The organism is Novosphingobium sp. TH158 (assembly GCF_002855555.1).
Lineage (GTDB): Bacteria > Pseudomonadota > Alphaproteobacteria > Sphingomonadales > Sphingomonadaceae > Novosphingobium.
Genome location: NZ_PKRT01000001.1, coordinates 2,258,582 through 2,283,357, shown reverse-complemented (window position 1 = coordinate 2,283,357; position 24,776 = coordinate 2,258,582). Strand labels below are relative to the sequence as shown.

Annotated in this window: 30 protein-coding genes; 13 read left to right on the top strand and 17 right to left on the bottom strand. The window is 65.0% G+C overall.

Annotated features, from left to right (window positions below):
- Window positions 1-12: 12 nt before the first annotated feature.
- Entirely contained in the window at window positions 13-1,368 is a 1,356-nt protein-coding gene (locus tag C0V78_RS11305) for a DNA-packaging protein (protein ID WP_101797806.1), read from the bottom strand.
- A complete protein-coding gene (locus C0V78_RS11300; protein ID WP_144039883.1) occupies window positions 1,349-1,867 on the bottom strand; it encodes a hypothetical protein in 519 nt (172 codons plus the stop codon). The genes C0V78_RS11305 and C0V78_RS11300 overlap by 20 nt, the downstream gene beginning before the upstream one ends.
- A 194-nt stretch (window positions 1,868-2,061) precedes the next feature.
- Between C0V78_RS11300 and C0V78_RS11295 the strand changes: the two genes are divergently transcribed.
- A complete protein-coding gene (locus C0V78_RS11295) occupies window positions 2,062-2,700 on the top strand; it encodes a YqaA family protein (protein WP_101797804.1) in 639 nt (212 codons plus the stop codon).
- A gap of 2 nt (window positions 2,701-2,702) precedes the next feature.
- Here C0V78_RS11295 and C0V78_RS11290 read toward each other — a convergent pair whose 3' ends face one another.
- From C0V78_RS11290 to C0V78_RS11280, 3 genes are read right to left on the bottom strand one after another with little or no spacing between them, the layout of a single operon-like run.
- Window positions 2,703-3,557 carry a GDSL-type esterase/lipase family protein gene (locus C0V78_RS11290; RefSeq protein ID WP_101797803.1) on the bottom strand — a complete coding sequence of 285 codons (855 nt, stop codon included), beginning with the start codon at window positions 3,555-3,557 and terminating at the stop codon, window positions 2,703-2,705.
- Between the two features lie 4 nt (window positions 3,558-3,561).
- Entirely contained in the window at window positions 3,562-4,764 is a 1,203-nt protein-coding gene (locus C0V78_RS11285) for an aminotransferase class I/II-fold pyridoxal phosphate-dependent enzyme (RefSeq protein ID WP_101797802.1), read from the bottom strand.
- Window positions 4,761-5,000, bottom strand: coding sequence for an acyl carrier protein (locus C0V78_RS11280; protein WP_101797801.1), 240 nt, complete (start codon window positions 4,998-5,000; stop codon window positions 4,761-4,763). Before C0V78_RS11280 ends, C0V78_RS11285 begins: the two co-directional genes overlap by 4 nt.
- Window positions 5,001-5,140: 140 nt before the next feature.
- Here C0V78_RS11280 and C0V78_RS11275 point away from each other — a divergent pair, with 140 nt between their 5' ends.
- Window positions 5,141-5,671, top strand: coding sequence for a cytochrome c (locus C0V78_RS11275; RefSeq protein WP_101797800.1), 531 nt, complete (start codon window positions 5,141-5,143; stop codon window positions 5,669-5,671).
- A gap of 96 nt (window positions 5,672-5,767) precedes the next feature.
- Here the strand turns inward: C0V78_RS11275 and C0V78_RS11270 are convergent, their stop codons facing one another.
- Window positions 5,768-6,139 carry a response regulator gene (locus tag C0V78_RS11270; RefSeq protein WP_101797799.1) on the bottom strand — a complete coding sequence of 124 codons (372 nt, stop codon included), beginning with the start codon at window positions 6,137-6,139 and terminating at the stop codon, window positions 5,768-5,770.
- Between the two features lie 74 nt (window positions 6,140-6,213).
- Between C0V78_RS11270 and C0V78_RS11265 the strand changes: the two genes are divergently transcribed.
- From C0V78_RS11265 to C0V78_RS11245, 5 genes are read left to right on the top strand one after another with little or no spacing between them, the layout of a single operon-like run.
- Window positions 6,214-6,450, top strand: a complete 237-nt coding sequence (locus C0V78_RS11265) for a DUF3572 family protein (RefSeq protein ID WP_371514437.1) — start codon at window positions 6,214-6,216, stop codon at window positions 6,448-6,450.
- Window positions 6,447-7,079, top strand: coding sequence for a hypothetical protein (locus C0V78_RS11260; RefSeq protein WP_101797798.1), 633 nt, complete (start codon window positions 6,447-6,449; stop codon window positions 7,077-7,079). Before C0V78_RS11265 ends, C0V78_RS11260 begins: the two co-directional genes overlap by 4 nt.
- The gene (locus C0V78_RS11255) at window positions 7,072-7,542 is read left to right on the top strand and encodes a RidA family protein (protein WP_101797797.1); all 471 of its coding nucleotides are present in this window, start codon (window positions 7,072-7,074) and stop codon (window positions 7,540-7,542) included. Before C0V78_RS11260 ends, C0V78_RS11255 begins: the two co-directional genes overlap by 8 nt.
- Window positions 7,514-8,287 (top strand): glycerophosphodiester phosphodiesterase family protein, encoded by a 774-nt coding sequence (locus C0V78_RS11250; protein ID WP_101797796.1) that lies wholly within the window; start codon window positions 7,514-7,516, stop codon window positions 8,285-8,287. Before C0V78_RS11255 ends, C0V78_RS11250 begins: the two co-directional genes overlap by 29 nt.
- Before the next feature lie 2 nt (window positions 8,288-8,289).
- On the top strand, window positions 8,290-9,417 hold the full coding sequence (locus C0V78_RS11245) for a GNAT family N-acetyltransferase (protein ID WP_101797795.1): 1,128 nt from the start codon (window positions 8,290-8,292) through the stop codon (window positions 9,415-9,417).
- Between the two features lie 2 nt (window positions 9,418-9,419).
- On the opposite strand, the gene C0V78_RS11240 is transcribed toward C0V78_RS11245, so the two are convergent.
- Window positions 9,420-9,749 (bottom strand): hypothetical protein, encoded by a 330-nt coding sequence (locus tag C0V78_RS11240; protein ID WP_101797794.1) that lies wholly within the window; start codon window positions 9,747-9,749, stop codon window positions 9,420-9,422.
- Window positions 9,750-9,997: 248 nt separating this feature from the next.
- On the opposite strand from C0V78_RS11240, the gene dksA reads away from it, so the two are divergent.
- The 6 genes from dksA (at window position 9,998) to C0V78_RS11210 (ending at window position 14,693) form a co-directional block, all read left to right on the top strand.
- The gene (gene dksA, locus C0V78_RS11235; protein ID WP_101797793.1) at window positions 9,998-10,456 is read left to right on the top strand and encodes an RNA polymerase-binding protein DksA; all 459 of its coding nucleotides are present in this window, start codon (window positions 9,998-10,000) and stop codon (window positions 10,454-10,456) included.
- Window positions 10,457-10,638: 182 nt separating this feature from the next.
- Window positions 10,639-11,010, top strand: a complete 372-nt coding sequence (locus tag C0V78_RS11230) for a PilZ domain-containing protein (RefSeq protein ID WP_101797792.1) — start codon at window positions 10,639-10,641, stop codon at window positions 11,008-11,010.
- Between the two features lie 47 nt (window positions 11,011-11,057).
- Window positions 11,058-12,536: an ABC transporter substrate-binding protein gene (locus C0V78_RS11225; RefSeq protein ID WP_101797791.1), complete on the top strand. Its 1,479-nt coding sequence runs from the start codon at window positions 11,058-11,060 to the stop codon at window positions 12,534-12,536.
- Window positions 12,537-12,583: 47 nt separating this feature from the next.
- On the top strand, window positions 12,584-13,000 hold the full coding sequence (locus C0V78_RS11220; protein WP_173843436.1) for a DUF4112 domain-containing protein: 417 nt from the start codon (window positions 12,584-12,586) through the stop codon (window positions 12,998-13,000).
- 153 nt (window positions 13,001-13,153) lie between these two features.
- Window positions 13,154-13,849: a response regulator transcription factor CtrA gene (ctrA, locus tag C0V78_RS11215; RefSeq protein WP_101797790.1), complete on the top strand. Its 696-nt coding sequence runs from the start codon at window positions 13,154-13,156 to the stop codon at window positions 13,847-13,849.
- Window positions 13,850-13,976: 127 nt separating this feature from the next.
- Window positions 13,977-14,693 (top strand): tRNA (guanosine(46)-N(7))-methyltransferase TrmB, encoded by a 717-nt coding sequence (locus tag C0V78_RS11210; protein WP_101797789.1) that lies wholly within the window; start codon window positions 13,977-13,979, stop codon window positions 14,691-14,693.
- On the opposite strand, the gene C0V78_RS11205 is transcribed toward C0V78_RS11210, so the two are convergent.
- The 10 genes from C0V78_RS11205 to C0V78_RS11160 all read right to left on the bottom strand — a co-directional run bounded on the left by C0V78_RS11205 (window position 14,680) and on the right by C0V78_RS11160 (window position 24,734).
- Window positions 14,680-15,843, bottom strand: a complete 1,164-nt coding sequence (locus C0V78_RS11205; RefSeq protein WP_158241544.1) for a glycosyltransferase family 4 protein — start codon at window positions 15,841-15,843, stop codon at window positions 14,680-14,682. The two genes, C0V78_RS11210 and C0V78_RS11205, sit on opposite strands and share 14 nt — an antisense overlap.
- Window positions 15,836-16,849 carry a glycosyltransferase family 2 protein gene (locus C0V78_RS11200; protein ID WP_158241543.1) on the bottom strand — a complete coding sequence of 338 codons (1,014 nt, stop codon included), beginning with the start codon at window positions 16,847-16,849 and terminating at the stop codon, window positions 15,836-15,838. The genes C0V78_RS11205 and C0V78_RS11200 overlap by 8 nt, the downstream gene beginning before the upstream one ends.
- Entirely contained in the window at window positions 16,842-18,086 is a 1,245-nt protein-coding gene (locus C0V78_RS11195) for a WcaI family glycosyltransferase (protein ID WP_101797786.1), read from the bottom strand. The genes C0V78_RS11200 and C0V78_RS11195 overlap by 8 nt, the downstream gene beginning before the upstream one ends.
- Window positions 18,083-19,027: a GDP-L-fucose synthase gene (locus C0V78_RS11190; RefSeq protein ID WP_101797785.1), complete on the bottom strand. Its 945-nt coding sequence runs from the start codon at window positions 19,025-19,027 to the stop codon at window positions 18,083-18,085. The genes C0V78_RS11195 and C0V78_RS11190 overlap by 4 nt, the downstream gene beginning before the upstream one ends.
- The gene (locus tag C0V78_RS11185) at window positions 19,024-20,043 is read right to left on the bottom strand and encodes a hypothetical protein (protein ID WP_101797784.1); all 1,020 of its coding nucleotides are present in this window, start codon (window positions 20,041-20,043) and stop codon (window positions 19,024-19,026) included. The genes C0V78_RS11190 and C0V78_RS11185 overlap by 4 nt, the downstream gene beginning before the upstream one ends.
- 3 nt (window positions 20,044-20,046) lie before the next feature.
- Window positions 20,047-20,844, bottom strand: coding sequence for an FkbM family methyltransferase (locus C0V78_RS11180; protein WP_101797783.1), 798 nt, complete (start codon window positions 20,842-20,844; stop codon window positions 20,047-20,049).
- A 35-nt stretch (window positions 20,845-20,879) separates the two neighbouring features.
- Complete coding sequence (gmd, locus tag C0V78_RS11175; RefSeq protein ID WP_101797782.1) at window positions 20,880-21,956, bottom strand: GDP-mannose 4,6-dehydratase; 1,077 nt, start codon at window positions 21,954-21,956, stop codon at window positions 20,880-20,882.
- An 88-nt stretch (window positions 21,957-22,044) separates the two neighbouring features.
- On the bottom strand, window positions 22,045-23,199 hold the full coding sequence (locus C0V78_RS11170; protein WP_101797781.1) for a nucleotidyltransferase family protein: 1,155 nt from the start codon (window positions 23,197-23,199) through the stop codon (window positions 22,045-22,047).
- A gap of 56 nt (window positions 23,200-23,255) precedes the next feature.
- Window positions 23,256-23,825, bottom strand: a complete 570-nt coding sequence (locus C0V78_RS11165; protein WP_254049897.1) for an LptA/OstA family protein — start codon at window positions 23,823-23,825, stop codon at window positions 23,256-23,258.
- 66 nt (window positions 23,826-23,891) lie between these two features.
- On the bottom strand, window positions 23,892-24,734 hold the full coding sequence (locus tag C0V78_RS11160) for a class I SAM-dependent methyltransferase (protein ID WP_158241542.1): 843 nt from the start codon (window positions 24,732-24,734) through the stop codon (window positions 23,892-23,894).
- Between the last annotated feature and the right edge of the window lie 42 nt (window positions 24,735-24,776).

The window sequence follows — 24,776 nt, the reverse complement described above, 5'->3', positions numbered from 1 at the left end:
GCCTTTCGTTCGTCAAAAATCGGTGTGGACGCGCGGAGCGGCGCGGCTTTTCAAGCACAGTTCGGTCAAGGCCCAGACCAGCGCGTCGGCGCGGTCGGGCGATCGGCCCGGGCCCTCGTAGGCGCCTCCGGCCATCAGGCCGCACAGTTCGTCCTCCAGCGCCGGGAAAGTCCCGCAGTGGCGAACGCGGCCCGCTTCGTAGAGTGCGGCAACGGGTTCGGCGCGCGCGGACTTGCCCTTGCTGGCATGGACCAGCCTGAGCGGCAGGGCGACATCGGCGGCGCGCAATACGCTTTCGACCATGGCGCCACCCTGGTTGGCTTCGGCAACGACACGGTCGGCAGTCCAGGCCCTGGCGGCGCTGGCGACGGCGCGGGCCCAGCGCTCCGGGCTGGGCCGGGTAACGCTTGCATCGGCAAGCACACGGGCGATGCCATCATGGCCCAGGGCGCAGACGATGATCCCGCAGGCATCGCCGCCCGCCGAGGCAGGCGGATCGACGCCGATCACGATGCGGGCGCTTTCCGGCTGCAGAGGCGACGCCGAGGGGAAACCCTCGCGCGCCGCCTCGATCAGGGCGCGGGTCCACAGCGCGCCTTCGATATCTTCGAGAAGTTCGCCGTCCAGTTCCTGCCGGCCGAGCTGCGAACGGCCATATTCGCGCCGGATATCGCGCACGAAGCGGCCGGGCAGGTTGGCGGCATTATCCTCTGTCCGCCCCCGCGTGACGACGACGCCATCCTCCTCGCGCGAGAGCACGCGGCGCATCAGCGGCACCGCGCGCGGCGTGGTGGTGGCCAGCACCCGCGGGCTTTCGCCCAGACGCATGCCGAGCAGCAGGTTGTCCCACACGCGCATGGCGCGCGAGCTGCCGTTGTCCCACTTGGCAATTTCGTCGCACCAGGCGTGGCTGTGCTGCGGGCCACGCAGGCCTTCGGGCTCAAGCGCGGAATAGAGCAGCGCCTGCGCGCCGTTCGGCCAGGTCAGCCGCCGCAACGAGGGTTCGAAGGTAGGGCAGCGACCCGGCGGGCAAACCGCGAGCAGGCCGCTTTCCCCTTCCACCATGACCGAGCGCGCCTCAACCAGCGAGGCGCCGACCAGCGCGATGCGCGCCTGCGGATCGCTGTCGGCCACGGCGCGGACCCATTCGGCCCCGGCGCGGGTCTTGCCAAAACCGCGACCGGCCATGATCAGCCAGGTGCGCCAGTCACCGGCAGGCGCGAGCTGGTCCTTGCGGGCCCAAAGCCGCCAGTGCGAGGCGAATTCCTTGCGTTCTTCCTCGGATAGCCTGCGCAGGTGCTCAAGCCTTACCTCCTCTTCCTGGTCGAGCAACCAGGCGAGCAGGGCATTACGGTTCGCGGCGTTCATCGCTGACCTGCCCTGCGATCGTCACGCCCTGGGGTTCGCTGGCGGCAGCGAGCATTCGGCGGCGCATGCCCTCCAGCTTGGCGTTGATCGCAAGAACGATCTTCTCGGCATCCTCGTTCGACTGGATCGCCCGCTGCCGTGCGGCGCTGTCGCGGTGGGCGGCAAGCAGGCGAAAGGCGGTGGCATTGTCGAAGGCGCGGGTGCCGCGCTTTGCCCCGGCAACCGGCTTTACCTCGCCGGTCCGCAGGCGGTGGAGCAGCTCCATCTCAAGGTGATCATAGCCTTCGCACAGGGCGCGCTGCCAGGCGCGGTTGAATTCGGGGTTGGCGCGGCGGGCATCATAGGCGGTGGCGGTGGTTACCCCCGCCTTGCGCGCCGAGGCGGTAACGTTGGACGTGGCGGCGAGTTCGGAGAGAAAGGACTTCGACCATTTGGCAAAGCTGGGCTTTTGCCGCACGGCCACGGGGGCGCGCGGGCAGGACTTGGGCTTATCCGCCATGCAGGGCTTTCCGGAAAATGTTGCGGGAAGGCGGTGAAGACCGATCCGAATCGGTTCATCGCGATGTTCCATATTTGTGCCATAACAGCGTTACGCTGTCAAGCACAAAGAACCATATCGGTTAATCGACTGCGCGCTTGCCGGATTCCCGCAGTCCCCCTAATAGGGCGCCACCTAGCGCCCCGGGAGATCGCATGCTTCGTCGCCTTTACGAATGGACCATGGCAAAGGCGTCGGATCCGCGCGCCGAATGGTGGCTGGCGCTGTTCTCGTTCATCGAAGCGAGCTTCTTCCCGATCCCGCCGCATCCGGTGCTCGGCCTGATGTGCCTTGCCGAACCGAAGAAGGCGTTGCGCTTTGCCGCGATCGCCACGCTGGCCTCTGTCGCCGGCGGCCTTCTGGGCTATGCCATCGGGTATTTCCTGTTCGATGCGCTGGGTACGCAGATCCTGGCGCTGCTTGGCCTGACCGACAGCTTCCCCAGCGCGCGCTGCTATCTCAACGAATACGGCTTCTGGATCTTCGTGGCCAAGGGCGCGACGCCGATCCCGTTCAAGCTGCTGACCATCACCGCCGGCTTCATCGGCATGGGCCTGGGCGTGTTCCTGCTGGGCAGCCTGATCAGCCGGGCGATCAGCTTCATGATCGTGGGCGTACTGTTTCGCCTGTTCGGCGCACCGATCAAGGCCTTCATCGACAAGTACCTGGGCCTGGCCACTGCCGGTTTCATCGCGCTGGTCGTAGCGGGCTTCCTCGCCATCACCCTGCTGGGCGGCGGCGGCAAGGAAGCCGAAGCCAAGTGCGCCCACCCCACGACCGTGCAGGCAGGGTGATCCTAGCGCCCCTCGGCGGCTGGCCTGGCTGAGACCGCCGCCAGCGCGCCTTCGAGCACCGGCTTCATCGCGGCATAGCCCTGTTCGGAAGGGTGAATGTCGTCGAGCGACAGGCCCGGCCGGAAGCCGCCTTGGGCATCGGCCAGCGCGGCGTGGTAATCGGCCAGGACCAGCCCCTTCTCCGCCGCGAACTGCGCCAGCCACGCGTTCTGCTGTCGGATGACCTCGGCAGGTCGGTGATCGGGATCGACCGGATTGACTGCCATCGGCGGCAGGGTGGCGAGGATGACGGCAATCCCGTTTGCCTGCGCCAGATCGACCATGGCGCGGATCGCTGCCTGCCAGTCCTGCGGACGCGATGGCCCGTGCAGCCCGGCGACATCATTGGTGCCGATCATCAGGTGCACGGTGCGCGGCTTCAGTGCGACGACATCGGACTGGAACCGCGCCAGCACCTGCGCTGCGGACTGGCCGGAAATGCCGCGATTGACCTGCGGCCCGGCAAAGGCCGCCGGATCGCTGATCAGCCAGTTGCGGGTGATCGAATCGCCGATGAAGGCCGTCTCCACCTTGCGCCCTTCGCGCAGGATCGCGGCGTTTTCCTCGGCATAGAAGCAGAGTGCGGTCCAGTGATCGAAATAGGGTCGATCCCCGCCCAGCACCCGCAGCGAGAGCAGAGCCTTGTCCAACAGGGACGCTTCGGCCGAAGGACAGGCATCGTCCGCCATGCCGCGCGTGGCCGGGCGCAGGGCCGGGGCAAGAAGGCGCAGGGCCCCCACTACGGCCAGCGCGACGACGGCGGCGCGCAGCCAGGCAGAAGGAGATTTCCAGCCCGGTCGCACCATCGCCCCCGCCATTCGATCAGCCGAGGATGCCTGCCGTTTTCCCGGCCCGCTGGAACATGCCGATGATCTTCTGCACCTGTTCCGCGGTATGTTCGGCACACAGCGAGCAGCGCAGCAGGGTCATGTTCGCGGGCGTTGCCGGCGGGCGGGCGAGATTGACGTAAAGCCCTTCGTGCAGCAGCGCTTCCCACATGGCGGCGCCGCGTTCGAGATCGGGCATGATCACCGAGATGATCGCCGACTGCGGTTCATCGGTGCCGAGCTGGAAGCCGGCATCCTTCAGCCCCTTGTGCAGCGTGCGCGAATTCTCCCACAGGTGGGCGCGCTTGTTGCCGGCATGCATCAGCTTGCGGATCGAGGTGCAGGCCGTCGCCACCACGCTGGGCGGCAGGCTCGCGGTGAACACATAGGGGCGGCAGACCAGCCGCAGGATCTCGAACTTCGGGTGGTTGGAAACGCAGAAACCGCCAACCGTGCCGACCGATTTCGAGAAGGTGCCGATGACGAAATCCACATCGTCCAGGCAGCCCTGTTCTTCCGCCACGCCGCGTCCGTTGGGACCGATGAAGCCCATCGAGTGCGCCTCGTCCACCAGCACCATTGCGCCGTTGGCCTTGGCAACCTTGATCATCTCCTTGAGCGGGGCGATGTCGCCCAGCATCGAATAGACGCCTTCGAGCACGACCAGCTTGCCTGCGCCTTCCGGGATGCGCTTCAGGCGCTTTTCCATCGCCTCGATATCGTTGTGCTTGAAGGGCACGACCTCGGCATCGCCCATCTTGCAGCCATCCCAGATCGAGGCGTGGCTATCGATGTCGAGCACCACGTAATCGCCCTTTCCGGCGACGGTGGAGATGATGCCCAGGTTCGCCTGGTACCCGGTCGAGAAGACCATGGCGTGCTTCATGCCGTAGAATTCGCAAAGCGCATCTTCGACCGCCTTGTGCCCGGCATAGGTGCCGTTCAGCACGCGGCTGCCGGTGGTGCCCGCACCGAAATCGTCAAGCGCCTGCTTGCCCGCCGCGATGACGTCGGGATCGAAGGTCATGCCCATGTAGTTGTAGGTGCCCAGCAGGATCGTGGGCCGCCCGTTGCAGATCGCTTCGGTGGGCGAGATCACCTTCTCCATCACCAGACCAAACGGGTCCTCCTGCCCGGCGGAGAGCAGGTTGCGGCGCAGTTCGATCAGCGGGTCGAACTTGGAGAACAGGTCGCTCATGCGCGCAGCTTCACCACGGCATCGACCAGCTGGCCGTAGTTCTCGATCTCGGCCTGCTGGTTCATCGAGATGATGATGTCGAATTCATCCTCGATCGCGGCGACGAAATCCATCACCGAAAGGCTGTCCAGTTCCAGGTCGTCGGCAAAGGTCGTCGCATCGCCGATCTCCACGCCCTTCTTGTTGAAGGGGGCGATCAGCTCGCGGATCCTCTCGTCAGTGGCTTGGCGGTCCATGCGTAAACGTGCTCCCGAAGTCTGGTGCGGCCCCTTGGCCGGGGATTGGGGCCGAAAAGCGGCGATGGAGCGAAAAAGTCAAGCCTTGCCGGGGCGCTGTCCGCCGTCGTGACAACTTGGCAAGGGGCCCGCTTGCAGGCATGAAGCGAGACACCGGTCGGCACGGGGCCGACCGCGACGAGAGGAAGAAGGCCGTTCCCATGCGCCATGCCATCGCCCGAACCACGCTGATCCTGCCCCTGCTGGCGCTTGCCGCCTGCGGCAATCCCGACACCCCCGGCGGCCGTGCCGCCGATGCGCGGCACGAGAATTTCGAGGCGCTGGGCGATGCCTTCAAGACGATCAACGATGAAATGAAGGCCCAGGCCCCCGACGCGCAGAAGATCCGCGCCGCCGTGGTCACCGTGGCGGCAAAGGCCAAGGACATGCCCGGCTGGTTCCCCGCCGGCAGCGGCCCAGCCGATGGCCTGCGCACCGAGACCAAGCAGGAAGTCTGGACCCAGCCTGCCGAATTCAAGGCGCGGCTCGACCAGTTCCAGGCAGCATCCGCCAAGCTTTCGACGGCCGCTGACGCCTTCGCCGCCGGCCAGCCGGTTGTCACCCTGCAGGAGGCGGTGAAGGAAGCCGGCGCGGCCTGCAAGCAGTGCCACGACAAGTTCAAGGAAGAATAGGCTTCACGAAGTGGAGGCACTCGTGCGTCGATCACGAGTGGCGCCGGGTGGATCAGGCGGGAAGCCGCGCTTTGGCAGCACCCGGACGCCCGATAATCAGGCGCGCTCGACCAGCCCCTTCACCGCCATCATGAACGGCCCGATCGAGACCGGCTTGGCCAAGTAGCCTTCCGCGCCGGCATCGCGGATGCGCTCCTCATCGCCCTTGCCGGCATAGGCGGTGACGGCCAGCACCGGAATCGGGCGCAGGATCGGATCGGCCTTGGCCTTCTCGATCAGCTCCACGCCGGAAACGTCGGCAAGCTGGATGTCCATGATGATCAGGTTGGGGACAAAGTCTCGCGCACGATCCAGCGCGACGTGGCCGTCGGCCACAGGTTCCACCGCGTAGCCCTGGCTCTTCAGGACGTCGCAGAACAACTTGCGGTTGAGGTCGTTGTCCTCGACAACAAGGATGCGCTTTGCCATGCGCGTCCTCTAATCCCAAATCGAAGGAACTGGCAATTCTCCGCGAGCCTCCATCCCCCGAAGCCGATCCCCAGGTGCTGGCGCTGGGAGCGCTGGGCTGGGTGCTTTCGGACGAAAATCGCGCCCAGCGACTGCTGGCGCTGACCGGCCTTGCCCCGGATGACCTGCGCGGCGGGCTGGGCGATCCCGGCATGCTGGGTGCCGTGCTCGATTTCCTCTGCGCGCATGAGCCCGATCTGGTTGCGGCAAGCGAGGCGCTGGGGGTTGCGCCGGCGCAGCTCGCCGCCGCGGCTGAAAGGCTGGCACGATGAGCCGCCCCCTGCTGATCACCGATTGCGATGAAGTGCTGCTGCACATGGTGAAGCCCTTCCGCGACTGGCTGTTCGAATTCCACGGCATCGATTTCCACTGGAACGGCAACGATTTCGGCAAGGCGGTGCATCGTGCCGACACCGGCGAACTGGTGCCGGCAGAGGAAACCTGGCGGCTGCTCAACCAGTTCTTCGAAACCCAGATGGACCGGCAGTATCCGATTGCCGGAGCCATCGAGGCGATTGGCGAGATTGCCCGCGAGGCCGATGTCGTGGTGCTCACCAACCTGGGCGATCACTTCAACGCCGCGCGCACGGCCCAGCTTGCCGCGCACGGGCTGGACCTGAGGGTCTTTACCAACCTGGGCCCGAAAGGTCCGGCCCTGCAGCGCATTGTTGCCGAGTATGCGCCGAGCCGGGCGCTGTTCGTCGATGACATTGCCCACCATCACGGCTCGGTCGCCGAACTGGCCCCGCAGGTGCATCGCCTGCACCTGTGCGGCGAGCCGCTGCTCGCCCCGCATATCCATTGCGCGCACAAGGCCGGCCATGCCCACGCCCGGATCGATTCGTGGAACGAGGCCTTGCCCTGGATAACCGGCAGGCTTTACGGAGACTTGCATGACTGACGCAGACATCGAAAGCCGCCTGGCCGCACTCGGCCTTGTCCTTCCCGAACCCGCCGCCCCCGTGGCCGCCTATGTTCCCGTCGTGGTCGCGGGCGGGCTGGCGCACGTCTCGGGCCAGTTGCCGTTCATCGATGGCAAGCTGGTGACCGGGCGGCTGGGCGAGGATGTTCCTGCGGAACTGGGCAATGCCGCCGCGCAGGCCTGCGGGCTGATGATCCTGGCCCAGCTCAAGGCCGCGCTCGGTTCGCTCTCGCGGGTCGAACGGGTGGTCAAGCTGGGTGGTTTCGTCAATTCGACCGGCGCCTTCACCGACCAGCCCAAGGTGATCAACGGCGCCTCGGAGCTGATGGTCGCGGTGTTCGGCGATGCCGGCAAGCATGCCCGCAGCGCCGTTGGCGTGCCCTGCCTGCCGCTGGGCGCCGCGGTAGAGGTTGATGCCATTGTCGCTGTTAGCGCCGCTTGATCGCTGGCTGGCGCCGGCCCCTGACGGGGGCCGGGCAAGCTGGCTGCCCGGCGCGCGGTTCGCGCACCGCGGGCTGCATGGAGATGGGCTGCCGGAAAATTCGCCCGCCGCCTTCGCCGCTGCCATCGAACGCGGCTGGGGCATCGAGTGCGACGTCCAGAAATCCAGCGATGACCAGGCCATGGTCTTCCACGATTTCGAGCTTGACCGGCTGACGGGCGAGAGCGGGCCGGTCAATGCGCGCAGCGCCGCGCAGCTCGGGACGATCCGCCTTTCCGGCGGCACCGACACCATCCCCCACCTGCGGCAAGTGCTCGATCTTGTCGGCGGGAGGGTGCCGATCCTCATCGAAGTGAAATCACGACGCGAGCGGCCTGTCCCGGCGATCTGCCTGGCGGTGCGGCGCGCGCTTGAAGGCTACCAGGGGCCGCACGCGGTGATGAGCTTTGACCCGCGCGTCTGCGCTTGGTTTGCCCGCCATTCGCCGCTGACGACCCGGGGGCTGGTCCTCACCGAGGAAAACGACAAGGCCCTGCCCGGCCGCTTGCGACGCCACTTGTGGTTGTGGATCGCAAAGCCCGATTTCCTCGCCTACGACGTGCGTGACCTGCCGAGCCGTTTCGCCGCCAGCCAGCGCAGGCGAGGCCTGCCCGTGGCGACATGGACGGTGCGCAACGCGGACCTGCGCGAAAGGGCTGCGGCCCATGCCGATGCGCCCATTGCCGAGGGCGCCGGAGTGGCGTGAGCATGGCTGCGAAAGTGGAACTCGCCGATTCCGTCGGCGCCATTGCCGCCGCGGATTGGGACGCCCTGCACGATGGCGGCAATCCCTTCGTCTCGCATGTCTTCCTGTCCTTGCTGGAAGAGTCGGGCAGTGTCGGCAAGGGAACCGGGTGGACGCCGGCTCCGCTGGTGCTTTCGCTGGATGACGCAGGTCCGGTCGCCGCCCTGCCAGCCTACCTCAAGCAGCACAGCCAGGGCGAATATGTCTTCGATCATGCCTGGGCCGATGCCTGGCACCGCGCGGGCGGGTCTTACTATCCCAAGCTGCAGATCGCCGTGCCCTTCACCCCGGCCACCGGTCCGCGCGTGCTGACCCGGGACCCGGCGCTCGCGCCTGCGCTTCTTCGCGCGGCGGAACAGGTGTGCGAGGCGAACGGCCTGTCGTCGGCCCACGCCACCTTCATCGAACCGGCGCAATTGCCGCTGTTCGAGGCTGCCGGGTGGATGCTGCGCAGCGACATCCAGTTTCACTGGGAAAATCGCGGCTATGCCACTTTCGAGGATTTCCTGGCCGTGCTCTCCTCCGCCAAGCGCAAGACGCTGCGCAAGGAGCGGCGCGCGGCGCAGGAGGGTGTGACCATCCGCCGCCTGACCGGCTCCGAGATCAGGGAAGCGCACTGGGACGCCTTCTGGCAATTCTATCAGGATACCGGCGCACGCAAATGGGGCAGGCCCTATCTCACGCGCGAGGCCTTTTCGCTGCTTGGCGAGCGCATGGCCGACAAGGTCCTGCTGGTCATCGCCGAGATCGATGGCAGGCCGATGGCAGGCGCGCTGAACTTCATCGGCGCGCGGGCGCTCTATGGCCGGTACTGGGGCGCGCTGATCGACAAGCCGTTCCTGCACTTCGAGCTGTGCTATTACCAAGCCATCGATGCAGCGATCGAACTGGGCTTGTCACGTGTCGAAGCGGGTGCGCAGGGGGGGCACAAGCTGGCCCGCGGCTATGAGCCGGTTGAGACCTGGTCGGCGCACTACATCGTCCATCCCGGCTTCCGGGCGGCGGTTGCGGATTTTCTGGAAAAGGAGCGGGCCGGGGTCAGGGCCGAGCAGCTGTGGCTGGGCGAAAGGACCCCGTTCCGGAAAGGATAATGTCAGGCGGCTTTGCGGCTGGTCGCGGCGATCCACTCGCGGGCGCGGCGCTGGGCCTCGGCAATCTCGCGGGCCGTCATCTCGTCGGCAACATCGGCGCGGCACTGGGCAGCATCGTCGTAACCGGCAACAGCGGCAAGGTTGAACCACTTGTGCGCTTCGATCAGGTCGCACGGAGCACCATGGCTTCCGGTGGAATAGGCGACCCCCAGATCGAAGTAGGCAGAGACATCTCCCTGTGCGGCAGCGGCCAGGCAGCTCGCCACGAGCAGGTCGGTTCCGGTTTCATCCGCCGGGCTGAATTCGGCCGGCTTGATCCAGGCTGCGCTCATCCTTCGTACCCCCTAAAGGCGGATTCCCATGTGTCCGCCGACAGGGCCAAGCTGGGCGATCATGGTCAACAAAAGGTTAATGCAAAGGTTAAAAAGTGCATTAGCGGGACTCGACGGCGATTGCGCTTGTGCGCGTGAAGCCCCGCCACTATAGGCCCGCTCACATCGGCGCTGGGGCAGTTACCGGAAAAAATCCGGAACCGTGGGATGCCTCCGGGCCGACCTCCTGGGAGGCGAAGGATTTCTTGATGCCCACTGCTTCGGCTGACGATATCGATATTCTGGCCAAGGCCAAGCGCGCCCTGGCCGGCGACTATGTTCCCAACGACAATGAAGAGTACATGTCCGAACCGCAGCTGGATTATTTCCGGCGGCTGCTTTCGGCATGGAAGCGCGCGATCCTCGACTCTTCGGCAGATACCCTGCAGAACCTTCAGGAAGGGCCGATCCGCGAACCCGACCTCAACGATCGTGCGTCAAGCGAAACCGATTGGGGTATCGAGCTGCGCACACGTGACCGGCAGCGCAAGCTGATCGCCAAGATCGATTCGGCCCTGCGCCGCATCGAGGAAGGCGAATACGGCTATTGCGAGGTGACTGGCGAACCCATCGGCCTTGGCCGCCTGATCGCGCGCCCCATCGCCACGATGACGGTGGAAGCGCAGGAAGCCCACGAACGCCGCGAAAAGGTATCGCGCGACGATTGATCGCGCCCTTGGGCAAGCGGAGGAAATGTTTTCCGGAGCGACGGTCCATTTCGTCGCTTTCCGGAGGCGTTTGTTAACGGGTTGTTTGCCGCCTTTCGGCTATTTTCCGCGCGATTGGATGAACAAGCTGCGCCTGTATCGCAGGGGGCGCGGGCTTTTCGTGCGGAGGCAGTGCAGACACCATGGGCGGGACGGATAACCGGCAAATCGCGCGCGACAGCCTGTTTGTCCTTGTCGACCTGCGGATCGACGGCGAACAGATCGATCATCGCATCAAGATGCGCAACCTTTCGGCCGGCGGCATGATGGCCGAAGGCTCGGTGCGCGCCATGCGCGGCATGGTCGTCTGGGTGAACCTGCGGAACATCGGCTGGACCGAGGGCACCATTGCATGGGTCCAGGACAACCGCTTCGGCATCGCTTTCCGCGACGAGATCGATCCCAAGCTGGCCCGCGCGGCGCAAAGCGCCGGAGCGGCCAATGACAGCCTGCTGATCCACCGCCCCTTCGCGGCAATTGGCAGCCGCCGCGACGGCCCGCTGCGCAAGATCTGATTGCTGCGGCTTGAGGTTTGCCCGGTCCGGGCCTAACCCATGTCGCAATGCCCAACCGCCTTTATCCGGTAAAAGTCCTCGCCGCCTGTCTGGCTCTGCTGGCCCTGCCCGCCTGCCGGCAAGTCGACGAGGACGAGGCTGAGATTACTGTCATCGGATCGCAGAACGAGCTGCTGGAAGCAGGCCTGCGGCTGAGCGACAACGGGCGGCTGGTTCGCGCCGCGACCGCCGAGGGTCTGGTGGCATTCGATTCCGAGGGGCGCGTCGTTCCGGCCCTGGCGGAGCGCTGGATCGTAACCGACGATGGCCTGTCCTATATCTTCCGCCTGCGCGCGGGCAGCGATGCCGGGGGTGGCCCGATCAGCGGGGAAAAAGCGCGCGATGCGCTGAAGCAGGCGCTCGCGGGCCTGCGCGGCACCTCGCTGGCGCTTGACCTTGACGGTATCAGCGAGATCCGGGCGATGACCGGGCGGGTTCTGGAGGTACGCCTGTCGCGTCCGGTGCCCGACCTGCTGGACCTTCTCGCCCAGCCCGAACTCGCCCTGCTCGATCGCGGACGGGGGACCGGCCCGTTCCAGTTGCGGCGCGAGAAAGGGGCAATCATCCTGCGGCCGGTGGCACCGGAAAAGCGCGGCTTGCCCGAAGATCCCACCTGGCAGGAGACGATCCGCAAGCTGCGCGTTACGCCGCTTGAGGCGGATGCCGCCACCAAGGCTTTCGCCGATGGCAGGACGGACATCGTAATGGGCGGCACCCTGGTCGACTATGGCCTGGGACGCGCCGTTTCCGGGATTTCCCAGCGTTTCCTGCGCAGCGATGCCGTGGCAGGCCTGTTCGGGCTGGTCATCGTCAATGGCGAGGGCCTGCTGGCCAGGGCCGAACTGCGCGAGGCGCTGGCCATGGCAATCGACCGCGATGCTTTGGCGGCAGACCTGGGCATTCCCGGCTGGATGCCCACCGGCCGCCTCGTCCCGGCAACGGCAGGCGATGCACCTGCAGGCATCGGCGAGCGGTGGTCGGGCATCGACATGGCCGCCCGCCGCGCCACGGCAAGCCAGCGGCTGGCGAAATGGACCAAGGACCCCGATGCAGCAACCCTGCGGATCGCCCTGCCCCAGGGCCCGGGTTCCGATGCCGTGTTTGCCAGGCTTGAAGCGGATCTGGGAGCAGTCGGGCTCAGGCTGCGCCGGGTGGCGATGAATGCGGCCGCGGACCTGCGACTGGTCGATGCCGTGGCACGCTATGGCCGGGCCGACTGGTACCTCAACCAGTTCGCCTGCAATGCCGGCCGGCCGGTCTGCAGCGCCACGGCAGACCGCCGGGCAGCAGATGCCCGCGCGGCAACCGATCCGGCCAAGCGCGCGGAATTGCTGACCGAAGCGGAAGCGCAGCTGACCATGGCAAACGGCTATATTCCGCTCGGCACACCGGTGCGCTGGGCACTTGTGCGCGATCCGCAACCGGGCTTCGTTGCAAACCCGCGCGGACATCACCCCTTGCTGGCACTGGCACGACGCCCCAAATAGGGTGAGGCGCCGGCGTGGCGCTGCCGGTTCTGAAAGGGTCGCGCCCGATGGAAACGCTTAACAAGGTCCGCCGCATGGCGCCCGAAGTGCCCCTTGGCTCAAGCCCTGCGGAAGTCCGCCGCCGGATCGAGGCGATGGAAAAACTGCTCGAACGGGCGGTGACCATACCCGTCCTGCGCCGCAAGGTGGGGCTCGATGCGATAGCCGGGCTTGTCCCTTTCGCCGGTGATATCCTTACTGCAGCCATGGGCGCCTATGCCGTCTGGGAAGCGCGCAACCTTGGCCTGCCGCGCTGGAAGCAATGGCGGATGATCGCCAATATCGGCATCGATACCGCCATCGGCGCGATCCCCCTGGCTGGCGATCTGTTCGACTTCCTTTACCGTTCGAACACGCGCAACCTGAAGATTATCCGTCGTCACCTTGATCGTCACCACCCGGAAACGCGCGTAATAGAAGGGTGACGAATTCAGGGGTTGGACACAGGAATTACCCAGAGACCCCAGATTTCGACCTTTTACGCTAAATTAACCTTTCCTCTTCATAGGTCCTATAGTTAATTGTCGGAAACGCCGTTTACCGAGGCGTTGACGGTACGGGGCAAAGGGGGACCACCCATGCGAGTACTTTTGATCGAGGACGAGCCGACCACGGCTCGCGCCATCGAACTGATGCTGACGACTGAGGGCTTTAATGTCTATTCGACCGACCTGGGCGAAGAGGGCCTCGATCTAGGCAAACTCTATGATTACGACATTATCCTCCTCGACCTGAACCTGCCCGACATGCACGGGTACGACGTGCTGAAGAAGCTTCGCGTCGCCAAGGTGCAGACGCCGGTACTTATTCTTTCCGGTATTTCGGAAATGGATTCGAAGGTCCGTTCCTTCGGTTTCGGCGCGGACGATTACGTTACCAAGCCTTTCCACCGCGAAGAACTCGTCGCTCGCATCCATGCCGTGGTGCGCCGATCGAAGGGTCATTCCCAGTCGGTCATCCGCACCGGCAAGCTTGCGGTGAACCTCGATGCCAAGACCGTCGAGGTCGATGGTGCCCGCGTCCACCTGACGGGCAAGGAATATGCGATGCTCGAGCTGCTTTCGCTGCGCAAGGGCACCACGCTGACCAAGGAAATGTTCCTGAACCACCTTTACGGTGGCATGGACGAACCCGAACTGAAGATCATCGACGTGTTCATCTGCAAGCTGCGCAAGAAGCTGGCGCATGCCTGCGGCGGGGAGAACTACATCGAAACCGTCTGGGGCCGCGGCTATGTGCTGCGCGATCCCGACGCCCAGGCCGAAGCAGCCTGACCATCAAGCTACTCGGCTGCGGGACTGCAGCCTTGTTGGGGGCAGCGGCCCGTCTCCGGGGGGAGGCGGGCCGCCTGCATTTGGCGCTCTTGCCATTCGTCGCGCCGCCAACTAGCGCGCTTCACCCATGACTGCGCACAAATCAGGCGACCCCACCACGCTCAACCGCCTTTACGGACGCTCGAAGGGCAAGCCCTTGCGCGCCGGCCAGCAAGATCTTGTCGATCGGCTGCTGCCGCAGATTTCAGTGCCGGATGAAGGCCCGGTCACGGCAACGGCCCTGTTCGGCTTCGATCGCCCGCTGCATTTCGAAATCGGTTTCGGCGGCGGTGAACACATGGCCTATCGCGCCGATATGCTGCCCGACCATGGCTTCATCGGTGCAGAGCCGTTCATCAACGGCGTTGCCCAGGCGCTCACCCACGTGCGCGACGCCCATCTGGCCAACGTGCGCATCCACCACGGCGATGCGCTGGAGGTGCTGCGGCGCATTCCCGACGGCGCGCTGAGCTTCCTTTACCTGCTGCACCCCGACCCCTGGCCCAAGGCGCGCCACGCCAAGCGCCGCATGATGAACGACGGCCCGGTTGACCTGTTCGCCGCCAAGCTCAAACCCGGCGGCGAGTTCCGCTTCGGCACCGACCATGCCGTCTACCTGCGCCATGCGCTGATGGTCATGCGCCGCCATCGCCACCAGTTCGACTGGCTGTGCGAAAAGCCGGCGGACTTCATGACCCGGCCGGGCGGCTGGCCCGAAACCCGCTATGAAGCGAAGGCCCGCGCCGTCTACGGGCACGAAGTGTGGTACTTCCGCTTCCGGCGCAAGGCGGTCAGCGCCGCCTGACCCGATCCATCAGGCGCAACAGGCCGTCGACATTGGCCTCCCAGCTGGCATTTTGCCGGAATGCAGCATAGCCGGCCGAACGATCGGTCTTGTCCGTCATCAGCTGGCGCAGGCCGCGCTCGATGGCTTCGCTGCTGTCCGGCTCGACGAATATGCCGATGCCGTTGCCCTCTACCGTCTCCTGCAAGGGGCCGGCCCCGCTCGACGCGATCACAGGCCGGTCCCACTGCGCCGCGATCTGGATCACGCCGCTCTGCGACACGAAGCCACTGTCATAGGTGAGAGCAACGATATCGCAGGCAGCAAAGAAGGCGGCGGCCTCCTCGTCCGGGATGAACCGGTCAATCACATGGACGCGGTCGGCGCAGCCCAGGCTTGCCGCCTGGTCGCGATAGAACTGCGGCGGGCGGTTGCGTCGCGACATTTGCGGCCCGGCGATTACGAGTGCGGCACCGGGAATCCTCGCCACGGCTTCGACAAGAAGGTGCTGGTTCTTGCGATCGGCGATGTGACCGAACGAAAGCACCACGAAAGCTTCCCGGGCAATGCCCAAGCGCTCGCGCAAATCGTAAGGCGCTGACGCGGCGGCCATGTGATCGAACAATCCGTGCGGGACCGATTCGACCTGCAACCATGGCGGAAGGTATGCGCCCTTCGGCGGATCGCCGTGAATCAGGCCGCCGCGCAGCAGCCGGTAGGCCGACCAGAGCGAAAGGCGGGAGAACCACTTCGGCCCGAACCACAAGCCACGCACCGGATCGTGCAGGGTCATGACATAGGTCAGCCCCAGCCGGTTGAGCAGCAGATGCGGCCAGCTCCACAGTGCGGCGTAGAACTCGGTGTTCGCCTCGAACAGAACGGCGGAAGGTCGCAGGCGAAGGATCCACCAAAACAGCTGGTAATGGATCCACACGTGGTTGATCACGCGCAGGGCCTTGTTGAGGATGCTGCTGCCCGGCCCGACCGCGGTCAGGGCGCGGACCTGCCGATAGTTCGTCTGCCGCCAGGGATTGTGCTTGCCGGTAAGGACGACCACATCGACGCCGCGCCGAGCGAGTTCCTGCGCCTGATGATGGGTATAATGCGGGATGCCGCCATCCACACTGGGCGCGAATACCAGCAGGCGCCGGGGAAAGGGCGGTTCAGACATCGGCGGGACTCCGCTTGGGCAAGGCAGCGATGTCGCGCAGCAGGCTGAGCATTCCACCGCGGCCCGAATAGGCGCCTGACCGGGCAGCGCCAAGCAGCCGCAGCGGTCGCGCCAGTATCGGCGCCCGGTGAATCGACAGTCGCGCCCGCTCCCGTTCCAGCTGGCTTTCCTGACGGGATATCTCATCCGAAAGCTGACTGGCCGGAACTGCCTGGAGAAGGACTGCTGACTTGTTGTGGAGTGCCCTGACCAGGTCCTCGCGCGAGGCGACCGCTCTTTCCAGCGCGGGCGCGGCTGGCTCGGAGCATGCACGGCCAAGCCTTTCGCGCCAGCGGGCGAGGCGGCTGGTTGGCTTCAGGTCAGACATGAAGCTTTCGGACACGTTCGCACCATGCCGGCGGTAATCGATCAGTGCCTCGTCGAGATAAGACCGGATGCCAAGCCCGCCAGCCACACCAGCCAGCCACGCATCGTGCTGTCCCAGCCGGGGGACCGGCCTGCAGAGCTCGAGCAGGCGCGCATCGATCGCCATGCAGCAGCCAGCCACCAGCGCCCAGCGCGGCTCCTCGCCGGCAGATCTGATCTGCCCTGCCATGGTCAGCCCGAGCGGCACGCCCTTGCCATCGACGAGCGCGGCGTCATGCACCGCCAGCCAGGTGCCGGGACGATCGCCAAGGAAATGGAGCATCCGTTCGATCTTGCCCGCGTGCCAGACGTCGTCCTGGTCCGACGGGAAAATGACTTCGCCTTGGCAGCGCAGCATCGTTTCCACGAAATTCCGGGTTGGCCCCAGATTCCCGGAGTTCACCGTCAAGCGCACCGGAAATGGCGCGCGGCGGGCGAAGTCTTCGATCAGTGCGACGGTCCCGTCGGTCGAACCGTCATCGCCGATCACCAGTTCGTCGGGCAGGCGTGACTGGACGAGATAGCTCTCCAGCTGGGCCGCGAGAAACTTCGCCCCGTTATAGGTCGCCAGTGCGACGGAGACCTTGCGGGGCTCAGGCACGGCGGCGGCCCTCCACAAGGTCGCCTATCGCATCGGCCATGCGGGTTACGATAGCCTGACGGTCGCAGCGCTCGGCCGCGCGTTCCCGTCCCGCTGCGCCAAGACCGTCCGCCAGCGCGGGATCGTCGATCAGGGTGGCGATCGCCCGGCCAAAAGCGGCGGCATCGCCCGGTTCGGTCGCGATGCCGCACCCCTGGACCTCGGCGTGAAGCCCGGTCCCTGCGCTTGCCGTCGCCACCACAGGACGCCCGGACCACAGCATGTTCGCCAGCTTCGATGGCAGGACAAGGTCGGCCGCACCGGCGATCTGCGGCAGCAGGTGGACATCGGCCAGCGCCAGCAGCTCGCCCATGCGCTCTGCCGGTTGCAGGTTGTCGAAGCGGATATTGTCGAGCCCTTGGGCCAGAGCCTCAAGACGTGCCCGGTTGGGCCCCTCTCCGCAGATCACGAAAGCAAGGTCCTTGCGCGCCTGCAGGAGGCGAGCGGCCTCCACCACGATCTCGATGCCCTGCTTGTTGGCAATGTTGCCCGAATAGAGCGCCACCTTGCGGCTGCCGAGGCCCCACTGCGCGCGATAGGCCGCGCCGCGAGTGGGATCGGGCTGGGGCGCGTTGGCCCAGTTCCGAACCTCCAGAACCCGCGCCGGTTCGATGCCCTTCTCAACCAGCCTGGCACACATCTGCGGGCTGATGCTGGATACCCGGTCGGCAAGGCGCAGCAGGCGGTTTTCCACCCACCGCGCCAGCCGCGCGGCAAGGCCGGCCTTGAGCAGGCCGGTGGCGAAGGCGGCTTCCACCTCGAAATCCTGGACGTGGATCCACAGGCGGGCCCGCGCTGCCTTGGCAGCCAGCCAGGCGACGGGCACGGACAGCAGCGAGGGGGCAACGCAGATCACCACGCCGGGTTGCAATCGCGCAGAACGCAGCGCGGGGGCCATGGCCGCCAGAGTAAAACTGGCGAGATGCACAACGCGGCGGATGCCGGATGGTTGCGACGGGATGTAATGCGGGCAGCGCGTGACGCTGACGCCGCCCTCCACGCTTGTTGCCCAACCTGCGCCGAAGCCGTCATAGGCGCGCCACATCGGGTAATACGGGCGCCCGGCAATGACGCGCACGGCGTGGCCTTGCTGGGCAAGACCTTCGGCCATGCCCCGCGTGAACGGGCCAATGCCGACCGGCTCGGGCGCGTAATTAAGCCCGACGATCAGGATCGGTTGAGGGCTGGTCCCGCTCATTTCCCCGAGGCAAGGAAGTGGCGGTAGGCATCGGCAATGCCCTGTTCCAGCCCGATCCGCGCCTGCCAGCCAAGCGCGTGCAGGCGGCTGGAATCCATCAGCTTCTTCGGCGTGCCATCAGGCCTGGAAGGATCGTTGGTCACTTCCCCTTCGAACCCGACGACCTTCGCCACCAGTCGGGCAAGGTCGATGATGGCGATGTCCGTGCCGAAGCCGACATTGATCGGCAGGGTATCGGAATAGTGCCGGAGCAGGAAGACGCAGGCATCGGCGAGATCGTCGACATGCATGAATTCGCGCAGGGGCGCACCCGAACCCCAGATTTCGAAACTGCCGGCACCCGCCAGCTTCGCCTCGTGCGCCTTGCGGATCAGGGCGGGCAGGACGTGGCTCGATTGCAGGTCGAAGTTGTCGCCCGGCCCATAAAGGTTTGTCGGCATGGCACTGATGAAATCGCAGCCATGCTGCGCGCGGTATGCCTGGCACAGCTTGATTCCGGCGATCTTGGCGATCGCGTACCATTCGTTGGTCGGCTCGAGCGGGCCGGTGAGCAGGCTCTCCTCGCGGATCGGCTGGGCGGCGAACTTGGGGTAGATGCAGGACGAACCGAGGAACAGCAGCTTGCCGACACCCTGGCGATAGGCCCCTTCGATCAGGTTCGCCTCGATCATCAGGTTGTCGTAGAGGAAGTCTGCCGGATAGCTCGAATTGGCGAGAATCCCGCCGACCTTCGCAGCGGCTACCACCACCACGTCCGGGCGGTTGGCAGCATACCAGGCATCGACCGCCGCCTTGTCGCGCAGGTCGGTCGATCGCTCGGAGACCAGAACCTTGCAACCCTCGCCGGCAAGTCGCCGCACCACCGCCGAGCCAACCATGCCGCGATGCCCGGCGACATAGACGCGCTTGCCGGCAATCGAATAGCATTCGAGCGCGCTCATGGCCGCAGGCCCAGCTTGCCGGCGACCTGCCGGACGCCGTCGCGAAACCGTTTGGCAACCGACTTGCGCGGAATGCCGCAGCAGGTTTTCGCCAGCTCGCGGAATTCCACAGGACTGATTTTCATTGAAAAACCCCGACCCTTCAACTCGAAAAACAGATCGCGCAGGCCATAGCGCTTCTCCGCGGGCAAATGCCAGACTGGCAGGGCCTCGTCTCCCGGACGAACGTTGTTGAAGTAGATGCTCGTCCACATCCGCTTGATCAGCCCATTGGCTTTAGCCCATTTGCCCGCATGCATGGCGGCGATGATCGAATAGATATGCTCTTCCGTCCGGACTGCCGATGCCTCGCCCTCGCCCGCCATTGCCTGATCGAGCATTGCCCGGACCGCTTCGCGATTGTCACGCCAGGCCGGCGGCGTTGCGATGAACAGTTCGCCGCCCAAATGCTCCACCGCGCCGCTCACCTTTGAGCCCATGGCCCGGGCTATTGCCCCCATTGCCGCTGGGGTCAGGCCATTCACATCCTCGTCAGGGCGAGTCTCCTCCACGCGATATCCGCCGAACTCGGCCTCATCGAGCAAGGCAAACAGGGGCGTCAGCGAATCCGTCACCAGGATGTCGGAATCGACAAGGGCGAAACGGAGCGCGGGATCCTCGCTGGCCGACAAGTGCTCCATGATATCGTAGAAGTAGAGGACATTGCCCCAAGATTTCGCCTTGTCCGCCGGCAGGCGCGCAGTCAGCGGCAAGAGGTGTAATTCCACGCCGATCTGGTCCAGCAGAGCGGCAATATCGACGCCATCGACCGAAGGAGGCGTCACGTTGGTGAACAGGGCGAGCCTCTGCTGCGGATTGTTCAGTCTTGCGCTGAAATAGAAGCAGGCAATGCAGCGCCAGTAGACCGCCTGCACGTTCGGGCTGGCAGAATCCGCCAGCAGGGTCGGGATAAAGCTGCCCTCGGCGGCAGTATCGGCAATGAACCCGGTGGCCAGCAAGGAAGTTGGTTCGGGCATGCGTTACAAGCCGGCCAATCCACCGTGATCGCCATGCAGCGCGAAGAAGTTCTGCCCCGCATAGGTCTCGCGGTGAAGATCGTATTCAACCGGTCTCAGCGCATTGGGAAAAACGGCAAAAACGCGAAAGTCGCGTTGGCCGAACCAGTCGATGAAATGTTTGAGCGTGTGGCCCGAGTGGACGTGGCTGGGTCCATGCTCGAACTGAACCGCTGCAACCGCACCCCGCGCAAAAGTCCGTTCAAATCCGGCAAGGCAATCGGCTTCCATCCCCTCGACATCGATCTTCAGCACCGAGATGCGTTCGATATCGTTGCCTTCCACGAATTCGTCGCCGGTTACCACCCGGCACTTTACCGTCTCTCCGCCCGGTTCGTCATAGATCAGCGGGTATGCCGACGAAATGGTCGAAACTGCGGGGCTGAAGTTGAACTCCAGCTCCTGCGCGCGGCTTCCAAGTCCAAGGTTGACGGGGATGGCCTGCGGAAGACCTGCAAGGTTGCGCTGGAGTTGGGCAAAGATTGCAGGAATGGGTTCGAAGGAAAAAATCCGCCGGCCATTCAGAAATGGAATGACCTCCCGCGCCCACTGCCCTTCGTTCGCCCCGACATCGATGACATCGCCACCGAGCTGCGCAAGGAGAGTACGCAAGGCCCGCAGTTCACCGTTGGTCGCGATGTCCCAATTGGCGATGTTGTTGTAGGCGTTGAGATACTGCTCGCAAAGACGGGCAATGCGGGATGCAAGGAAGCCGCCATGGCGCGATGCAATCATGCTGCGCGTTCGCGTCTTAAGAGACATGCATCACCCGATGCCCGGACGAGCGATGATCGAAATCAGTTGCCAACGCGCATCCCTCGGGAGAATTCCTGAAAATCGGCCTGGACCATTTCACGGGCAAGCTCACGCACCGAAGTTTCGTGTCGCCAGCCCAGCTTCTGGTGCGCCTTGGACGCATCGCCGATCAGCAGATCGACCTCGGTAGGCCGGAAATAGCGCGGGTCGACCTCCACCAGGCAGCGCCCGGTCTTCTGGCAATAGCCCTTCTCGTCCACGCCCTGGCCGCGAAATTCGACCGGGATTCCCGCATCCTCGAAAGCCCAGCGGACGAACTGGCGAACCTCGGTCGTCTCGCCCGTGGCGAGCACGAAGTCTTCCGGCTCGTCGAGTTGCAGCATGGCCCACATGCCGCGCACGTATTCCTTGGCATGGCCCCAGTCGCGCTTGGCATCGAGATTGCCGATGTAAAGCTTGTCCTGCCGCCCCAGGGCGATCGCGGCGGCGGCGCGGGTGATCTTTCGCGTCACGAAGGTTTCGCCGCGCAGCGGGCTTTCGTGATTGAACAGGATGCCGTTCGAAGCATGCATGCCATAGGCTTCACGGTAGTTGACCACGATCCAGTAGGCATAGAGCTTGGCCACGGCATAGGGGCTGCGCGGATAGAACGGCGTGGTCTCGCGCTGCGGCACGGCCTGGACCAGGCCGTAGAGCTCCGACGTTGACGCCTGGTAGAACCGCGTGTGCTTTTCCAGCCCGAGGATGCGCATTGCCTCAAGCAGGCGCAGGGTGCCGATCCCATCGGCATTAGCGGTGTATTCCGGCGTTTCGAAGCTGACCTGGACGTGGCTCTGCGCCGCGAGATTGTAAATCTCGTCCGGCCGCGTTTCCTGGACGATGCGGATCAGGTTGGTCGCATCGGTCAGGTCGCCGTAATGCAAGTGGAAGCGCTGGTACTCCACGTGCGGGTCTTGGTAAATATCTTCGATCCGCGAAGTATTGAACGAAGAGGATCGCCGCTTCAGGCCATGAACGACGTAGCCCTTTTCAAGCAGGAGCCGCGCAAGATAGGCCCCGTCCTGTCCGGTTACACCTGTGATGAGGGCAACTTTTCCGTTTGCCGAACTGCTGCCCATTTCTACCCCGATTAATACTTCAAACCCCTGTCGCTGCTCCTACATCGCGAGTGGATTTAGGCAAGACGGATTTGTGAGGCGTCTCGCTTCAGGTCAGGTCGAGCCAGCGGCTCAGGCTTGCCAGATTGCTTGCCTGCCGGCGCACATCGCGGTTCGACAGCTGCCTTGTCGAGCGGAGGAGCCGCGACCGGGCCCAGCCGAGAAATCCTCCCTCGGTGGCAAGGTCACGGGCAACCGCATCGTCATGGTCCGCCCCGGCCCGCCGCGCGGTCAGCCGCCGCCACAATCCTGCCAGACCCCGGGACCTTGCAGTAGCCACCACCCCTGCGCTCTTGCGGGTTTCCAGGTCCTGAAGCAGCAGGTCCGGCGCGGCGGCAAGCAGGTCGCGTGGTGCAGGCGGCTGCTCCGGCGGGAACCAGACCGGAAGCTCGGGTGCCTGCCTGCAGGCCAGTTCAAGCACCAGCCGCGCGCCGCGCTGCCACCCTTCCTGCTCTGCCCGATGCCAGAACTCCGCCCAGTCTATCGGGGAGGCGTGCAGCAGCCAGGCAATGTCGGCAAACAGCAGCGGCCCGCAATCGAGCCGGTGATCGTAAACCGCATGGATGATCAGGTGCGCCAGGGTATCCTGCGGCGCCAGGAACCGCAGCTCACCGACGCGCATGGTGCGGACGACAGGATCATCGCCGGCAATGTCGCGAGGCGCGCGGTGGTCCATCCTGCCATCGACCTCCCACAGGCGATGATGCAGTTCCACCCGCACCCCTCGCGGCGAAGTGAGGCCGGGCAGGTGCTTGTCCAGCCGCAGCATGTCTTCCAATGAAAGCTCAGCTGGATCGGCGACATACCCCTGCGCCACCAGCAGGTCCTGCGCGGCGGCAACCTCATGCGGGGCGAGCAGCAGGTCGATATCGCGCATCGGCCGCAGAGCCGGATCGGGGTAGGCCTGCCATGCAAGCCAGGCGCCCTTCAGCGCGATGGGCCGCATTCCCGCAGCCTCAAGCACCGAACAGGTACGGTCAAGCTCTGCCCGGCAGGCCATCGCGGCAATGGCCGACGCGCGATAGGCAGCGCGCCAGCTTTCCGCGAGCGGCTCCGGCACCCGGCCATTCGCAGCGTGCAGGTGGTGAAGCAGCGGCCCGAGCCGGTGCTGCGCCGTGATGGCGGAAACGATTGCGAGTGCCTCGCCATCCAGCCGCGCAAGCTGGCGGGTCGCCTCATCCGCGTCGGAGGAAAGCAGCGCCATGATCAGGCGCCGCAGAGCGGGCAGATCGGGCTTTTCCAGGGGCCCAGCCCCGCCGGTCAGTTGCGCTTGGGGACGGAGAACGAGCCGGTGACCCGTCCGCCCTGCGACCCCGAATTGCCCAGCGCCGAACCGGCCCCGCCAGCGCCGCCGTTGATGCTGGCAACGCCACGGTCGAGATCGATCACCAGCCGGCCGCCGCTCAGCCGGTCGGTCCCGCGGCTCATCTGCACGCCGCCGGCAACGGTGATGATCCGCGCCTTGATGTCATAGATCGCCACGTTGCCGCGCACGGTTTCACCCCCACGCGTCACCGTAACGCCGCCGGTTGCATCGATACGATGGATTTCCAGCTTGCCGGTATCGGAATAGGCCACGGTCGTCCGCGCGGCGCGAAGCCGAAGATCGCCCTGCGCGATATCGACATTGCCGGAAAGGACGACACGATCCTGCCGGTCCTGCAGCTCGATGCGATCGGCCGCGAAATTGAGCGGCGCATCGCTGTTGAAGCCGCCGATCGACTGACCCTGCGCAACAAAGCCCCCGAACACTGCGGCGACAAGCGTACCTGCCGCGAGACCGCCGGCAAGCGAGCGAAGGGCAGTGCGTGCGATCGGACTCTGCATCATGCCACCTGCTCTAGGGCATTGCGCAGGCAAGGTGAAGCCTTTGTGCAGCGTGACTTTGCACGATGCTCATCTCCAGGCCTCAACCGTGATGAATTCCGGCTCATCGTGCTCGGCCTCGCGCATCGGATCGGACTTTGGAGTGATCCCGAGCTTTCTCGCGAGCCCGTCACTCGTTTCCGAAAGCGACGGGCCCGCATCGATTGTCCTGATATCGGCTGATCGCGCAAAGCCGCACTGCTTGAGAAGTTCGTGCAAGGCAGGGCGCGAGAAAAGCAACAGGTGGCGAGGCACCTCCAAGCCGCGCCATGCTGGGCCATAATTTTGATAGCCGGGGGCCAGTGCATTTGGCGTAGCAAGATAAAGCCTGCCCCCAGGCCTCAGCAATCGATGGGCTGAGCAAAGCAAATCGACGGGATCGTGAACGTGTTCGATCACGTGACTGATCGAAATCTCGTCGAACAACTTTTCCCTTCCATCGTAATGCTCAACACCGCCCTGGAAGACAGTCAGTCCGCCCGACTGCGCAGCTGCTACGGCCGAAGGGTCCGGCTCCACGCCCTCTGCCTGCCATCCAAGGGCTTCAGCAAGAGCCAGAAAGCTGCCGTTACCGCAGCCTATGTCGAGCAGCCGCGCTCCCGGCTTGCGTGGCGGCAAGTGCCGGTAACGTGCATCAAGGGACAAGCGCTGCCCCGGCAGGGCCGCCAAGGCAAGTCGAGCGAAGGGAATGGCAGGTGAAAGCGAGCCGCCAAAACGCGCATTTATGTAATCGTTTGCCGCACCCGTGCGGATGCGCTGGATCAGAGACGGGCTGGTAATCCGCTTTGTCTCTGGCTTATCGTGCGTATAGTAATCCCCATAAGCGATGTGAACGTGCGATGCCGCAGGCCTTGGATCGAGCCATCGGCTCAAGCAACTCTCACACCGCCAAAGCTTCCAGACTCCCGGCGCGCA

Bases quoted from the DNA above. Each gene is read 5' to 3' on its own strand.
- dksA (WP_101797793.1), top strand. From the start codon at position 9,998: ATGCCCACTGCTTCGGCTGACGATATCGATATTCTGGCCAAGGCCAAG.
- C0V78_RS11250 (WP_101797796.1), top strand. From the start codon at position 7,514: ATGCCATTGTCGCTGTTAGCGCCGCTTGATCGCTGGCTGGCGCCGGCC.
- C0V78_RS11205 (WP_158241544.1), bottom strand. From the start codon at position 15,843: ATGTCTGAACCGCCCTTTCCCCGGCGCCTGCTGGTATTCGCGCCCAGT.
- C0V78_RS11260 (WP_101797798.1), top strand. From the start codon at position 6,447: ATGAGCCGCCCCCTGCTGATCACCGATTGCGATGAAGTGCTGCTGCAC.
- C0V78_RS11240 (WP_101797794.1), bottom strand. From the start codon at position 9,749: ATGAGCGCAGCCTGGATCAAGCCGGCCGAATTCAGCCCGGCGGATGAA.
- C0V78_RS11195 (WP_101797786.1), bottom strand. From the start codon at position 18,086: ATGAGCGGGACCAGCCCTCAACCGATCCTGATCGTCGGGCTTAATTAC.
- C0V78_RS11180 (WP_101797783.1), bottom strand. From the start codon at position 20,844: ATGTCTCTTAAGACGCGAACGCGCAGCATGATTGCATCGCGCCATGGC.
- C0V78_RS11165 (WP_254049897.1), bottom strand. From the start codon at position 23,825: ATGATGCAGAGTCCGATCGCACGCACTGCCCTTCGCTCGCTTGCCGGC.
- C0V78_RS11225 (WP_101797791.1), top strand. From the start codon at position 11,058: ATGCCCAACCGCCTTTATCCGGTAAAAGTCCTCGCCGCCTGTCTGGCT.
- C0V78_RS11185 (WP_101797784.1), bottom strand. From the start codon at position 20,043: ATGCCCGAACCAACTTCCTTGCTGGCCACCGGGTTCATTGCCGATACT.
- gmd (WP_101797782.1), bottom strand. From the start codon at position 21,956: ATGGGCAGCAGTTCGGCAAACGGAAAAGTTGCCCTCATCACAGGTGTA.
- C0V78_RS11290 (WP_101797803.1), bottom strand. From the start codon at position 3,557: ATGGCGGGGGCGATGGTGCGACCGGGCTGGAAATCTCCTTCTGCCTGG.
- C0V78_RS11300 (WP_144039883.1), bottom strand. From the start codon at position 1,867: ATGGCGGATAAGCCCAAGTCCTGCCCGCGCGCCCCCGTGGCCGTGCGG.
- C0V78_RS11275 (WP_101797800.1), top strand. From the start codon at position 5,141: ATGAAGCGAGACACCGGTCGGCACGGGGCCGACCGCGACGAGAGGAAG.
- C0V78_RS11220 (WP_173843436.1), top strand. From the start codon at position 12,584: ATGGAAACGCTTAACAAGGTCCGCCGCATGGCGCCCGAAGTGCCCCTT.
- ctrA (WP_101797790.1), top strand. From the start codon at position 13,154: ATGCGAGTACTTTTGATCGAGGACGAGCCGACCACGGCTCGCGCCATC.
- C0V78_RS11285 (WP_101797802.1), bottom strand. From the start codon at position 4,764: ATGAGCGACCTGTTCTCCAAGTTCGACCCGCTGATCGAACTGCGCCGC.
- C0V78_RS11255 (WP_101797797.1), top strand. From the start codon at position 7,072: ATGACTGACGCAGACATCGAAAGCCGCCTGGCCGCACTCGGCCTTGTC.
- C0V78_RS11280 (WP_101797801.1), bottom strand. From the start codon at position 5,000: ATGGACCGCCAAGCCACTGACGAGAGGATCCGCGAGCTGATCGCCCCC.
- C0V78_RS11305 (WP_101797806.1), bottom strand. From the start codon at position 1,368: ATGAACGCCGCGAACCGTAATGCCCTGCTCGCCTGGTTGCTCGACCAG.
- C0V78_RS11170 (WP_101797781.1), bottom strand. From the start codon at position 23,199: ATGGCGCTGCTTTCCTCCGACGCGGATGAGGCGACCCGCCAGCTTGCG.
- C0V78_RS11230 (WP_101797792.1), top strand. From the start codon at position 10,639: ATGGGCGGGACGGATAACCGGCAAATCGCGCGCGACAGCCTGTTTGTC.
- C0V78_RS11190 (WP_101797785.1), bottom strand. From the start codon at position 19,027: ATGAGCGCGCTCGAATGCTATTCGATTGCCGGCAAGCGCGTCTATGTC.
- C0V78_RS11270 (WP_101797799.1), bottom strand. From the start codon at position 6,139: ATGGCAAAGCGCATCCTTGTTGTCGAGGACAACGACCTCAACCGCAAG.
- C0V78_RS11295 (WP_101797804.1), top strand. From the start codon at position 2,062: ATGCTTCGTCGCCTTTACGAATGGACCATGGCAAAGGCGTCGGATCCG.
- C0V78_RS11210 (WP_101797789.1), top strand. From the start codon at position 13,977: ATGACTGCGCACAAATCAGGCGACCCCACCACGCTCAACCGCCTTTAC.
- C0V78_RS11245 (WP_101797795.1), top strand. From the start codon at position 8,290: ATGGCTGCGAAAGTGGAACTCGCCGATTCCGTCGGCGCCATTGCCGCC.